The sequence below is a fragment of the Mesorhizobium sp. NZP2077 genome, assembly GCF_013170805.1.
Taxonomy (GTDB): domain Bacteria; phylum Pseudomonadota; class Alphaproteobacteria; order Rhizobiales; family Rhizobiaceae; genus Mesorhizobium.
In genome coordinates this window covers 3,265,326-3,278,864 of record NZ_CP051293.1, presented here as the reverse complement: position 1 = coordinate 3,278,864, position 13,539 = coordinate 3,265,326, and the positions used below count along the sequence as shown (strand labels likewise).

Annotated in this window: 9 protein-coding genes; 7 read left to right on the top strand and 2 right to left on the bottom strand. The window is 64.1% G+C overall.

Features of this window, described 5'->3' with window-relative positions; genetic code table 11:
- Nucleotides 1–136 precede the first annotated feature (136 nt).
- The 7 genes from HGP13_RS16265 to HGP13_RS16235 all read left to right on the top strand — a co-directional run bounded on the left by HGP13_RS16265 (nucleotide 137) and on the right by HGP13_RS16235 (nucleotide 12,679).
- Nucleotides 137–5,635, top strand: coding sequence for an alpha-2-macroglobulin family protein (locus tag HGP13_RS16265; RefSeq protein WP_172227207.1), 5,499 nt, complete (start codon nucleotides 137–139; stop codon nucleotides 5,633–5,635).
- A 105-nt stretch (nucleotides 5,636–5,740) separates the two neighbouring features.
- Entirely contained in the window at nucleotides 5,741–7,831 is a 2,091-nt protein-coding gene (pbpC, locus tag HGP13_RS16260) for a penicillin-binding protein 1C (RefSeq protein ID WP_246707411.1), read from the top strand.
- A complete protein-coding gene (locus HGP13_RS16255) occupies nucleotides 7,824–8,555 on the top strand; it encodes a M15 family metallopeptidase (protein ID WP_172227202.1) in 732 nt (243 codons plus the stop codon). The genes pbpC and HGP13_RS16255 overlap by 8 nt, the downstream gene beginning before the upstream one ends.
- A 290-nt stretch (nucleotides 8,556–8,845) precedes the next feature.
- Nucleotides 8,846–9,874 carry a sulfate ABC transporter substrate-binding protein gene (locus tag HGP13_RS16250; protein WP_172227200.1) on the top strand — a complete coding sequence of 343 codons (1,029 nt, stop codon included), beginning with the start codon at nucleotides 8,846–8,848 and terminating at the stop codon, nucleotides 9,872–9,874.
- 22 nt (nucleotides 9,875–9,896) lie between these two features.
- On the top strand, nucleotides 9,897–10,748 hold the full coding sequence (gene cysT / locus HGP13_RS16245; RefSeq protein WP_172227198.1) for a sulfate ABC transporter permease subunit CysT: 852 nt from the start codon (nucleotides 9,897–9,899) through the stop codon (nucleotides 10,746–10,748).
- On the top strand, nucleotides 10,741–11,625 hold the full coding sequence (cysW, locus tag HGP13_RS16240; protein WP_172227196.1) for a sulfate ABC transporter permease subunit CysW: 885 nt from the start codon (nucleotides 10,741–10,743) through the stop codon (nucleotides 11,623–11,625). The genes cysT and cysW overlap by 8 nt, the downstream gene beginning before the upstream one ends.
- A 13-nt stretch (nucleotides 11,626–11,638) precedes the next feature.
- The gene (locus HGP13_RS16235) at nucleotides 11,639–12,679 is read left to right on the top strand and encodes a sulfate/molybdate ABC transporter ATP-binding protein (protein ID WP_172227193.1); all 1,041 of its coding nucleotides are present in this window, start codon (nucleotides 11,639–11,641) and stop codon (nucleotides 12,677–12,679) included.
- 53 nt (nucleotides 12,680–12,732) lie between these two features.
- On the opposite strand, the gene HGP13_RS16230 is transcribed toward HGP13_RS16235, so the two are convergent.
- Together HGP13_RS16230 and HGP13_RS16225 are read right to left on the bottom strand one after the other, a co-directional pair.
- Nucleotides 12,733–13,218, bottom strand: a complete 486-nt coding sequence (locus tag HGP13_RS16230; RefSeq protein ID WP_172234742.1) for a GNAT family N-acetyltransferase — start codon at nucleotides 13,216–13,218, stop codon at nucleotides 12,733–12,735.
- Nucleotides 13,218–13,499: a DUF1778 domain-containing protein gene (locus HGP13_RS16225; protein WP_172227191.1), complete on the bottom strand. Its 282-nt coding sequence runs from the start codon at nucleotides 13,497–13,499 to the stop codon at nucleotides 13,218–13,220. Before HGP13_RS16225 ends, HGP13_RS16230 begins: the two co-directional genes overlap by 1 nt.
- Nucleotides 13,500–13,539: the final 40 nt, after the last annotated feature.

Here is a 13,539-nt window from a genome sequence, read left to right as displayed (position 1 = left end):
TGGAGGTTACTGTTCGCATACCGGTCCTTGGCCGGGAAATAAACCGTTGGCAGGCGGCACCTGCCGCGTTCGCGCGTTGACAAGCTTGACTGAAGCTTGAACATGCCCGGACGTCTGCACTTGTCTGGAGGGTGTTATGGCAATGCGCGCGGCTCGTGGTCTGTCTATCCTGATCCTTCTTTTCTTTGCCTGGGCCAATGTCTTAGCCTGGAACGGCGTCGCGCAAGCGGCCGAGGCGCGGCGAATCGCAACATCAGACAATTCCGACTATTTCGGTTTTGATCTCAGATCCGACCAGAATGTCACCCTCGACCAGTGCAAGACGACATGCCTTGGTGATTCGGCCTGCCGCGCCTTCACCTACAACACCAAGGCCAAATGGTGCTTTCTCAAATCCGACTACAACCAGCTGAAGCCGTTCAATGGCGCGGTTGCCGGCAAGGTCGTCAACATTGACGGCGACCCCGATATCGGCGCGCCGCCGGAACTCGCCTTCTTCCCCAACTGGATGGCCGACCAGGCCCAGCAATACCGCAACCGGCTGCTCGGCCCCGCCTTTGACAAGCCAACCGAGGGCATGGCGGCCCTGATCAACGCGGCCGAACAGGCCGTTCTGACCGGCGACCATCGCTCCGCCATGCAGAAATACGAGGCCGCTGTCTCGGTGATGCCCGACGATGGCCAGCTCTGGCTCGACCTGGCGCGCGAAACGCTGGCCGTGCAGCCCACAGCCAGCACCGTGGAAGTATCCATGTTGCCGATGAACGGCACTTCGGCCGCTTTCAACGCCTACAAGCTGCTGCGCACCACCAAGACGCGCGCCGACGTGCTGGCGCTGCTCGGCAACGGCCTCGACAAGCGCGATCTCTACCGACCGGCGCTGCAGGCCTATGAGGCGAGCCTTGCGCTGGTCACTTCGCCGGCCGTGCAGGCCGACTATGCCGATCTGAAGGCCCGCAAGGGTTTCCGCGTCATCGACCACAGCGTCGATGCCGACACCAGCGCGCCGCGCATCTGCGCGCAATTCTCCGAGGAACTGGTCAAGACCGGTGTCGACTACGCGCAGTTCGTCACCGTCGACAACGCGCCGCCCAAGGGTGTCGAGGCCAAGGACAAGCAGATCTGCGTCGAAGGGCTCGAACACGGCCAGCATTACGACGTCACTTTCCGCGCCGGCCTGCCGGCCGCGATCGGCGAAGTGACCGCCGCTCCCGTGGTGCTGTCGATCTATGTGCAGGACCGCGCCCCGTCCGCCCGTTTCACCGGCGACAGCTTCGTGCTGCCGGCCGGCGCGCGCCGCGGCATTCCGGTCGTCACCGTCAACATGAACGCCGCCGAGATGAAGCTCTACCGCATCGGCGACCGTTCGCTGGCGCAGCTTCTGTCGGGCTACCAGTTCCTGCACCAGCTCGACAGCTATGACATCTCCAACATTACCGAACAGATGGGCGCTCCGGTCTGGCAAGGCCAGATCGACATCGTCAACGACCTCAACAAGGAGGTCACCACCTCCTTCCCGGTCGACCAAGCGCTGCCGCAGCGCAAGCCCGGCGTCTATGTGCTGACCGCCAAGGCGGTCAACGACAAGAGCGACGACTCCGGTCAGATGGCCACGCAGTGGTTCGTCGTCTCCGACATCGGCCTGTCGACCTATACGGGCCAGGACGGGCTCAATGTCTTTGCCCGTTCGCTGGGCTCAGCCAAGCCGATTGCCGGCGCCGAACTGACGCTGGTTGCCAGGAACAACGAGGTTCTCGGCACCGCGACGTCGGATGCCAACGGCCACGCCGTCTTCAACCCCGGCCTGACGCGCGGCGACGGCGGCATGGTGCCGGCCGTGCTGATGGCCAAGCAGGGCGACAATGATTTCGTCTTCCTCGACATGTCCAAGGCCGGCTTCGACCTGTCCGACCGCGGCGTCACCGGACGCGCCGCGCCCGGCGCGCTCGACGTCTATGCCTGGACCGAACGCGGCATCTACCGCGCCGGCGAGGATGTCCATGTCGCGGCCCTTGCCCGCGACGGCGCAGCCAAGGCGGTCGAGAACCTGCCGCTGACCTTCATCTTCTCGCGCCCTGATGGCGTCGAGGACCGCCGCATCGTCAGCGACGGCGCCTCGGCCGGCGGCCACGCCGTCGACTTGCCGCTCGAAGCCAACGCCATGCGCGGCACCTGGTCGGTGTCGATCTACACCGATCCCAAGCAGCCGGCCGTCGCCAGCCAGATGTTCCTGGTCGAGGATTTCGTGCCGGATCGCATCGAATTCGACATGAAGGCTGACAAGCAGGAAATCGAGCGCGGCGAGACCGCCAACATCAACATTGACGGCCGCTTCCTCTATGGCGCGCCTGCGGCAGGCCTGGCCCTGGAAGGCGAGTTGACGCTGTCGACGGCGCGCGACTGGGACCGCTTCCCCAACTTTTCCTTCGGCCTCGCCGACGAGCAGTCGGCGGAGCCCACCGTCACGCCGCTGACCAACCTGCCGGTGGTTGGCGATGACGGCAAGGCGACCTTCCCTGTTACCGTGGACCAATTACCCTCGACCACCAAGCTGGTCGACGGCAAGGTGACGGTGCGCATGCGCGAAACCGGTGGCCGCGCCATCGAGCGCTCGCTCAACATCGGCATCCGGCCGCAAGGCCATATGATCGGCGTCCGTCCGGACTTCGCCGATGGTGAGGTGCCGCAGGGCGGCACCGCCAAATTCAGCCTGATCGCCGTCGATCCCTCCGGCAAGCGCGAGGCGCTGAAAGGCGCGCAGTGGACGCTGGTCAAGGTCGAACGCAATTACCAGTGGTACCGCTCCAACAATTCGTGGAACTACGAGCCGGTCACCTTCACCAAGTCGATCGCCAACGGCCAGATCGACCTCGGCGCCGATGGCGATGCCACCGTCTCCGTACCGGTCGACTGGGGCCAGTACCGGCTCGAGGTCGAAACCTCGGACCCCGAGGGGCCTGCGACCAGCTATGAGTTCGACGCCGGCTGGTATGTCGCCTCGACCACCACCGAGACGCCTGACGGCCTCGAAATCGGCCTCGACAAGGACAATTACGCCGCCGGCGAAGTGGCCAAGCTGAAAGTCTCGCCGCACTTTGCCGGCGAACTTCTGATCAATATCGGCTCCGACAAGCTCTTGAAGACCATCACGGCGACTGTGCCGGCCGGCGGCAGCACCGTCGACATCCCGGTCGGCGACGACTGGGGCGCCGGCGCCTATGTCACGGCAACCCTGTTCCGGCCGGGCGATGCGCAGGAGACGCGCATGCCGGCCCGCGCCATCGGCGTGAAATGGCTGACGGTGGATCCGGGCTCGAAAAAGCTCGCGGTCACCTTGACGCCGCCGGACAAGACGATGCCGCGCCAGCAGCTGTCGATCCCGGTTTCCGTGGCCGGCGTAAAGCCAGGCACCAACGCGTACGTAATGGTTGCCGCTGTCGATGTCGGCATCCTCAACCTGACCAACTACAAGGCGCCGGACCCGGAGAACTGGTTCTTCGGCCAGCGTATGCTGGGCATGGAGATCCGCGACATCTATGGCCGCCTGATCGATGGCTCGCTCGGCACCACCGGCAAGCTCAGGACCGGCGGTGACGGCGCCAACATGCAGGCGCAAGGCAGCCCGCCCACCGAAAAGCTGGTCGCCTTCTTCTCCGGACCCGTCCAGCTCGATGCCGACGGCAAGGCACGGATCGACTTCGACATCCCGCAGTTCAACGGCACCGTGCGCGTCATGGCCGTCGCCTGGACCAAGGAAGCGGTCGGCCATGCCCAGTCGGACGTCATCGTGCGCGACCCGGTGGTGATCACCGCCGGCCTGCCGCGCTTCCTGGCACCTGGCGACAACGCCGTCATGCGGCTCGACGTCGCCGACACCGACGGCCCTGCCGGCGACTATGCCTTCTCGATCGACACGACGGGCGATCTGTCGACCGGTGACAAGCCCCTGCCCCAGAAGCTGACGCTAGCCCAGGGCAAGCGCCAGACGCTGACCGTGCCGCTGATCGCAAGAACGCCAGGCAATGCCTCGCTCACCATCAAGCTGGCGCATGCCGACGGCACCAAGGTCGAGCAGACGCTTTATGTGCCGGTGCGACCGGCGCAATTGCCGGTCACCACGCGTCTTGTGGTCGACCTCAAGGGCAATGGCGGCGCGCTGCGCGTCGACAAGGAACTGCTTGCGGCAAGCCTGCTTGACGGTGCCTCCGTCAGTGTCGGCGTTTCGCAGGCGGCTGCCTTCGACGTGCCTTCACTGCTGATGACGCTTGATCGCTACCCCTATGGTTGCGCCGAGCAGACCACCAGCCGCGCCATGCCGCTTCTCTATGTCAACGAGATGGCCTCGGGCGTCGGCATGGAAAGCGACCCCGACCTGCATGGCCGCATCCAGGATGCCATCTACAAGGTTCTGAGCTACCAGTCCTCATCTGGCAGCTTCGGCCTGTGGGGTCCGGGCTCCGGCGATCTGTGGCTCGATGCCTATGTCAGCGAGTTCCTGACCAGGGCGCGCGAGCAGAAATACGATGTGCCGGCGCTTGCCATGAACCAGGCGCTGAGCAATCTGCAGAACTCGCTCGGCTACGATCAGAGCGTACAGGACCGCGGCAGCGAGATCGCCTACGCCCTCTACGTGCTGGCCCGCAACAAGAAGGCCTCGATCGGCGATCTGCGTTACTATGCCGATACCCAGCTCGAAGCCTTCTCCAGCCCGATGGCCGTTGCCCAGCTGGCGGCGAGCCTGGCGCTCTACGGCGACACCCAGCGCTCGGAGGCGACGTTCAAGACCGCGCTGCAACTCGCCAAGTCGCAGACCGACTACGACTGGTATCGCTCCGACTACGGCTCGGCGCTGCGTGACGGCGCGGCGATGCTGTCGCTGGCGGCGGAATCGAAGCCGGTGTCGACGATCGTGCCGGAACTGATCAAGCTGGTGACCAGGGAACGCGCCGAAGTCCGCTGGACCAGCACCCAGGACGATTCCTGGATGCTGCTGGCGGCCCGCGCGCTGAAGGAAGGCAATGATTCGATCACGCTGACCGTCAATGGCGCGCCGCATTCGGGCGGCTATTCGAACCAGGTCAACGGCTCCGAGCTGGTCGACAGCCCGCTCGAAATCGCCAACACCGGCAAGACCCCGCTGCAGGCCGTCGTCACTACCGTGGCGTCGCCGATCCAGCCCTTGCCGGCCGGCGGGGACGGCTTCACCATCGACCGCACCTACTACAAGCTCGATGGCACCGAAGCCAATGTGACGGAGGCCACCCAGAACGAACGTTATGTCGTCGTGCTCAAGGTCACCGAACAAAACAGCTGGCCGTCGCGCCTGCTGGTCACCGACCTGCTGCCGGCCGGCTTCGAGATCGACAATCCCGGCCTGGTCTCCAGCGCGCAATTGACGAACTTCTCCTGGCTGGCACAGACCGACGCCGCCCATCTCGAATTCCGCGACGACCGTTTCGTCGCGGCGTTCAACCCGGCCGACGGCGATCACGACCACAATCTGACGCTCGCCTATGTCGTGCGCGCCGTGACGCCGGGCACCTACGCCCATCCGGCGGCAACGGTGGAAGACATGTACCGGCCGCAGTTTTCGGCCCGCACCGCCACCGGCATGATGGAGATCAAGGCGCCGTAAGGCGCCTGTTGTGACGATCATGCAAATGGCGGTTGCGCTCATGACAGCTCGCTTCTCCCCGTTCTACGGGGAGAAGGTGCCGGCAGGCGGATGAGGGGCAGCGCCATGCTCTCCAGAAAACTCTTTCGTCGCGCCGCCATAACCGCAGCTGCCTGCGCTGGTCTTGCGGTCCTCTCCGCAGCCTCTCTCTGGGAACTCGACCGCGCTTTCCCACCACCCTTGCCGGCGGAACTCACAGTCTCCACCGAAGTCCAGGACCGCGATGGCCAGCTGTTGCGCGCCTTCGCCACGCCGGACGGCTACTGGCGGCTCGAAACCCGGCTCGACCAGGTCGACAAGCAGTTCGTCGACATGCTGGTCACCTATGAGGACAAGCGTTTCTGGGACCATCAGGGCGTCGACGTGCTGGCGCTTGGCCGCGCCGCCGGCCAGCTCATCACCAGCGGCCACATCGTCTCCGGCGGCTCGACGCTGTCGATGCAGCTGGCCCGCCTGATCGAGCCACGCGAAAGCCGCAGCCTCGGCTCCAAGATCAAGCAGATGCTGCGCGCCATCCAGATCGAGCGGCAGCTGTCCAAACGCGAGATTCTCGAACGTTATCTGACGCTGGCGCCCTATGGCGGCAACCTTGAGGGCGTGCGCGCCGCCTCGCTTGCCTATTTCGGCAAGGAACCGAAGCGGCTCACCGTCTCCGAAGCAGCTTTGCTCGTCGCCTTGCCGCAATTGCCTGAAAAGCGCCGGCCCGACCGCAACCTCGAAATCGCGCATGCCGCCCGCGACCGCGTGCTGACCCGCATGGTTTCGTCTGGCCTGATCGGCGAACGCGAGGCCGCGCGCGCCGCACTTGACGACGTGTCGGGCCTGCGTCGCACCTTGCCGGCGCTTGCCGCGCATGCCGCCTATGCGATGCTGCCCAGGGCCGTTCCCGGTCAGCCGCTCAAGCTGACCATCCGCAAAAGCGTCCAGGAAGGGCTTGAACGGGTTGCACGCGACGCCGCCACCAAGCTTGGGCCGCGCCTGTCGGTCGCCATGGTGTTGGCCGATTCCCGCACCGGCGACATTCTGGGCGAAGTCGGCTCGGCCAATTTCTTCGATGCCAGCCGTTCCGGCTGGATCGACATGACCAAGATCGTGCGTTCGCCCGGCTCGACGCTAAAACCGTTCATCTATGGCCTCGCCTTCGAACAGGGACTGGTGGCACAGGAAACGTTGATCGAGGACAGCCCGGTCGATTTCGGCGGCTACCGGCCAAAAAATTTCGACATGGGCTACCAGGGCGATGTCAGCATCCGCCAGGCGCTGCAGCTGTCGCTCAACGTGCCGGCGATCCGCGTGCTCGACGCGGTCGGGCCGGCGCGGCTGACGGCGCGCTTCCGCCAGGCCGGCGTCAACCCGATCCTGCCGGTCAACGAGGCGCCGGGCCTGGCCATCGGCCTCGGCGGCGTCGGCGTCACGCTGCGCGATCTCGTCCAGCTCTATACGGGGCTCGCCAATGGCGGCAAGACGCACACGCTGCATGACGGCACCGAGCCGGCCAATGCCGAACGCACCACCGCCACCATCCTCAATGACCAGGCCAACTGGCAGATCATCGACATCCTCTCGGGCGTAAAACCGCCGGAAGGCGCCTTGCAGCGCGGCATCGCCTACAAGACCGGCACCTCCTACGGCTACCGCGACGCCTGGTCGGTCGGCTTCGACGGCCGCTATGTGCTTGGCGTTTGGGTCGGCCGGCCGGATGCCGGCGCGGTGCCGGGCCTTTCCGGCTATGTCTCGGCCGCTCCCATCCTGTTCGAGGGCTTTGTCCGTTCGGGTCTGGCCACCGTGCCGCTGCCGGGCAAGCCGCCAGGCGCCTTCACGCCCAAGCGCGAGGATCTGCCGGTGACGCTCGCCCGCTTCGGCGCCGGCGCCGACGGCCTGGTGCAGGCGACGCCGACCGAGCCAGCCCCAACCATCATCTTCCCGCCGGACGGCGCCCGCGTCGACCTCGCCACCAATTCGGCCGATGCCTCGCCGCTGGTGCTCAAACTGCAAGGCGGCCGTGCGCCCTTCCGCTGGCTGGCCAATGGCAAGCCGCTCTCCGGCATCGACCGCCGCCGCACCGCGACCTGGCTGCCCGACGGCGCGGGTTACTCGACGCTGACCGTGATCGACGCGGCGGGACGGGCGGCGAGCGTGAAAGTGTTCGTTGAATAGAATCCGCCAGGCGATTCTGCGCGTTGGCTTTTGTGTGCTGACGGTTGCCGCTCCCGTTCTCCCCGCTTCCGCCGATCCCCTGCCCGCCGGCTTCGTTCGTCTCGCCGATATCGCCCCGTCGATCCGCCAGGACATCCGCTACGCCGGATCGGACGATTTCCTGCACCGCAAGGTGAGCGGCTACGACGCGCCGGTCTGCATCCTCACCGAACAGGCGGCGAAAGCTCTTGCCGGCGTCCAACAGGTGATCGCAGCAAAAGGCCTGACACTGGTCGTGTTCGACTGCTATCGCCCTGCCCGCGCCGTCGCCGACATGGGCAAATGGACGCGAGAGGGCGGGCCGCCCGATTCGCAATGGTATCCCACGGTCCAACGCGGCGATCTCATCGCCAAGGGCTATATCGGCGAGCTCTCCAGCCATTCACGCGGCTCGACCGTCGACCTCGCCATCGCCGAAACAGACAAGAAGGACTCGGCGCGCCCGGCCTGCGGCGCGCCGGACGTCGGCACCGTCGATTTCGGCACCGGCTTCGACTGCTTTGATCGCAAGAGCGAAACCGCCAGTGCCTTGATCGGCACTGAGGCAGTAGCAAATCGCAAAATGCTGCTGGCAGCCATGCGTGCCGCCGGCTTCCGCAACTATGCTCGCGAATGGTGGCACTTCACGCTGAGCAAAGAGCCTTTCCCAAAACAGCGCTTCGATTTTCCGGTGACGGCAAACTAGAGCAATTCCGGAAAAGTGAGACGCGGTTTTCCGTTCGGAATTGCATGGAAGAAAGAGCTAGGGCGGTTCGCCGTTTTCATGAAACGGTGAAACGCTCTAGGCTGGCGCCTTGCCACAACCCGGACCGGTCCTACTTAGACCCGCGTGCCACTTCGCATGTTGAGGAAATTGTTTCCTCTTTTGACCCAAATCCGGCGAAAAATTGTTTCCCGAAGGCAAAAAAGGCAACATTCGATGCATCTAATTTCTATCAATTCGGTAGATTTGGCGCGGGTTCAACGGAGGCAGAAATGACCAAACCTCATTTCAGGAAACTGCTCGGCGCACTGGTCGTCACATCGGTTCTATCAGGCACGCTCGGTTTCGCGTTTGCCGACACCACTATCCTCAACGTGTCCTACGATCCGACCCGTGAACTCTACAAGGCCTATGACGAGGCCTTTGCGGCCCACTGGAAGGCCGAGACTGGCGAGACGGTGACCATCCAGCAGTCGCACGGTGGATCGGGCGCCCAGGCCCGTGCCGTGATCGACGGCCTCGACGCCGATGTGGTAACGTTGGCGCTCGAGGGCGACATCAACGCCATCGTCTCCAAGTCGAAGAAGATCAACCCCGACTGGCGCAAGAAATTCGAAAACAATTCAGCGCCTTACACCTCGACCATCATCTTCCTGGTCCGCAAGGGCAACCCCAAGGGCATCCACGACTGGAGCGACCTCGTCAAGGATGGCATCCAGGTGATCACGCCTAATCCCAAGACTTCGGGTGGCGCGCGCTGGAACTACCTCGCCGCCTGGGCCTACGCCAACGCCCATGATGGCGGCGAGGAAGCCAAGAACAAGGAGTTCGTCGGCAAGCTCTACGCCAATGCCCCGGTGCTCGACACCGGCGCGCGCGGCTCGACCGTGACCTTCGCGCAAAAGGGCATCGGCGACGTGCTGATCGGCTGGGAAAATGACGCCTATCTGGCGCTCGACGAATTCGGCGCCGACAATTTCGAGATCGTCTATCCGCCGACCTCGATCCTGGCCGAGCCGCCGGTGGCGATTGTCGATGCCAATGTCGATGCCAAGGGCACGCGCAAGGTGGCCGAAGCCTATCTCGGCTGGCTCTATTCCAAGGAAGCGCAGACGATCATCGCCAAGAATCACTATCGTCCCGCCGAGCCCGAACTCGTGGCCCCGGCGGATATTCCGAAGACCCCCGATATCAAGCTGATCTCCATCGACGACCCGCTTTTCGGCGGCTGGAAGAAGGCGCAGCCTTATCATTTCGGCGACGGTGGTATATTCGACCAGATCTACAAGCCGGCCCAGTGAGCTAAATCTAGATCAGGACGACATGACCACAGCACCCGCGCAGGCGGGGTGGCGATTCAGACAGCCGAGCGTCATTCCGGGTTTCGGATTGACGCTCGGCTTCTCGCTTGCCTACCTCACCCTCATCATCCTCATTCCGCTCTCCGGGCTGGTCTGGCGCTCGGCATCTCTCGGCTGGGTTGAATTCTGGGCGATCGCCACCGACCGCCGCACCCTCAACGCGCTGGAAATCAGCTTCGGCACCGCCTTCCTCGCGGCGATCGTCAATGTCGTCTTCGGCACGCTCGTCGCCTGGGTGCTGGTGCGTTACCGCTTTACTGGCCGTCGCATTGTCGACGCCATGGTCGACCTGCCCTTCGCCCTGCCGACGGCGGTCGCCGGCATTGCGCTGACCACGCTCTATGCGCCCAATGGCTGGATCGGCAAATTGCTGATGCCGCTCGGCATCAAGGTCGCCTACACGCCGCTCGGCATCGTCGTCGCACTCGTCTTCATCGGCCTGCCCTTCGTCGTGCGCACCGTGCAGCCGATCATGGAGGAAATCGACAAGGAGGTGGAGGAGGCAGCCGCCACGCTTGGAGCCAGCCGCTTCCAGATCATCACCCGTGTGCTGTTTCCGGGCCTGGCGCCGGCCATCATCACCGGCTTTTCGCTGGCCTTCGCGCGCGGCGTCGGTGAATACGGCTCGGTCATCTTCATTGCCGGGAACCTGCCATACAAATCCGAGATCGCGCCGCTTCTGATCGTCATCCGGCTGGAGGAATACAACTATCCGGCGGCGACCGCGATCGCGGCGATCATGCTCGCTCTGTCGTTCATCATGCTGCTGGTCGTCAATCTCGTGCAGACATGGAGCCGCAAGCGCTATGGCTGATCCCGAGATCAAATCCTACGAACCGTATCACGAGAGCCAATCGGCGGCGGTAACCGAAAGCCGTCCGGCACAAGCCGTGCTGATGGCGATCGCTTTCGCCTTCCTCGGCATCTTCCTGCTGCTGCCGCTGATCATCGTCTTCCACGAGGCGCTGGCGAAAGGCGTCAGTGCCTATACGCAAGCACTGGGTGAAGCGGACGCACGCTCGGCCATCCATCTCACGCTGCTCGTCGCGGCGATCTCGGTGCCGCTCAATGTCGTCTTCGGCATCTCCGCCGCCTGGGCCATCGCCAAGTTCGAGTTCAAGGGCAAGGCGTTTCTCACCACGCTGATCGACCTGCCCTTCTCGGTCTCGCCGGTCATTTCGGGTCTGGTCTATGTGCTGCTGTTCGGCGCTCAAGGACTGCTTGGAGCATGGCTGAAGGGACACGGCATCCAGATCCTGTTCGCCGTACCTGGCATTGTGCTGGCCACTGTCTTCGTCACCTTCCCCTTCGTCGCCCGCGAACTGATCCCGCTGATGCAGGAACAGGGCAATGGCGATGAGGAGGCAGCCCTCTCGCTCGGCGCCAATGGCTGGCAGACCTTCTGGTACGTGACGTTGCCCAACATCAAATGGGGCCTGCTCTACGGCGTGCTCCTGTGCAACGCCCGCGCCATGGGCGAATTCGGCGCGGTATCGGTGGTATCAGGCCACATACGCGGCCTGACCAACACCATGCCGCTGCATGTCGAAATCCTCTATAACGAGTACAACGCGGTCGGCGCCTTTGCCGTCGCTTCATTGCTTGCCGGGCTGGCGCTGGTAACGCTGGTCTTGAAAACACTGCTCGAGATGCGCTACGGCGCCGAGCTTGCCGCGACGCGCGGACATTAGCAGAGGGATTTGTATGGAAGTTCGCGTTGCCAACGTGCGCAAGGAGTTCGAGCGGTTTCCCGCACTCCACGACGTGTCGCTCGATATCAAGTCGGGCGAACTGATCGCGTTGCTGGGGCCGTCCGGCTCGGGCAAGACGACCTTGCTCAGGCTGATCGCAGGGCTGGAACGGCCGACCCGTGGAAAGATCTTCTTCGGCGACGAGGATGCTTCGCAGAAGTCGATCCAGGAGCGCAATGTCGGCTTCGTCTTCCAGCACTACGCGCTGTTCCGGCACATGACGGTGGCCGACAATATCGGCTTCGGTCTCAAGGTCCGGCACGGGCCGTCACGGCCGCCGGCGCAGGAAATCCGCCGCCGCGCCTCCGAGCTTCTCGACCTCGTCCAGCTTTCCGGTCTCGAAAAGCGTTACCCGGCACAGCTCTCGGGCGGCCAGCGCCAGCGCGTCGCGCTCGCCCGCGCCATGGCGATCGAACCCAGAGTGCTGCTGCTCGACGAGCCGTTCGGCGCGCTTGACGCCCAGGTGCGCCGGGAACTGCGCCGCTGGCTGCGCGAGATCCATGACCGCACCGGCCACACCACCGTCTTCGTCACCCACGACCAGGAAGAGGCGCTGGAACTTGCCGACCGCGTCGTGGTGATGAGCCAGGGCCGCATCGAGCAGGTCGGCACCGCCGACGATATCTACGACACGCCGAACTCACCCTTCGTCTACGGCTTTATCGGCGAATCGAGCTCGCTTCCCGTCAAGGTCGAGCATGGCGAGATCTGGCTCGCCGACCGTCCGATCGGTCTGTCGGCACCGCACGCGCCCGAGGGCGACGCTATACTGTATTTCCGCCCGCACGATGTCGAACTTCTCGACGGCTGCAGCGGCTGCATCGCCGGCACGGTCGCCGCCAGCCGCCGCGTCGCCGGCACACGCCGGGTGGAACTCGAGATCGGCGGCGAGCGCCAGCGGGTCGAGATCGAACTGCCGGTCGGCCATCCCGCGGCACAGAAGAGTCGCGTGGCGTTCCGACCGGGGCGTTGGAAGCTGTTTCCGGCGGCTTGAGAGCACGGTGATCCTGGTATGCCAAAGCGACATCTCGGTCCGATGGCAGTGATCTACCCTTTCACCAGGCCTTTCAACGACAGCACCAAGGTCATCGGATTTTTCGGCGAAGCCGCAAAACCGTAGCGCTGATAAAAGGCTTTCGCCTCATCCGATACGGCATGAACAAAAATGCCGCGAATCCCGAGGATCGTTGCGGCATGGCCAGCGCGCAGAACGGCGTCTTGCAGCAACGCTGCGCCCAGCCCCTTTCCCTGCCAGCCTGCATCCACGGCGAGGCGCCCGAGCACAACTATTGGGATGGGATCCGGTATGTTGCGACGGATGGGGCCAGGCGCCGACGTGAGATCAAGGCCGCCCGAAGACAGACAGTAGTAGCCGACAACGCGTGCGCCTTCCGCCACCACATAAGTTCGCGACGCGCCACCGACCTGGTTGGCCCGTGCCCTGCGGCGAAGCCATTGGTCGAGGCTTTCGGTACCACTTTGGAAAAGTTCGAGATCGTGGTTTTCAGCCAGCGGCGTGGGCGCCGATAGCATCAGTCCTGCCATGGCCTGGGCGCGTTCATAAGGCGCCCAAAACCTTCCCCGCCTGGCGGTTCATCAAGGATGTCCAGATAATGCCGGTAACTCTCGGGATCCACCTTGATCAGGGCTTGATTTAGCAACGTGTCCTCGGCTGCACGGTAAGCGGCATCGATCATGAAGTCGGAACGGGTTTTTCCGCGTAATTTCGCTGCACGGTCAATCAGTATGCGCATGTCCTCTCGGATGCGCAGATTGACGGGCTTGGCATGGGTCTCAGGTGCGGCCTTCGTCATGCAAGACTCCTTTACATCACCGTAGCACTCTGCATACACA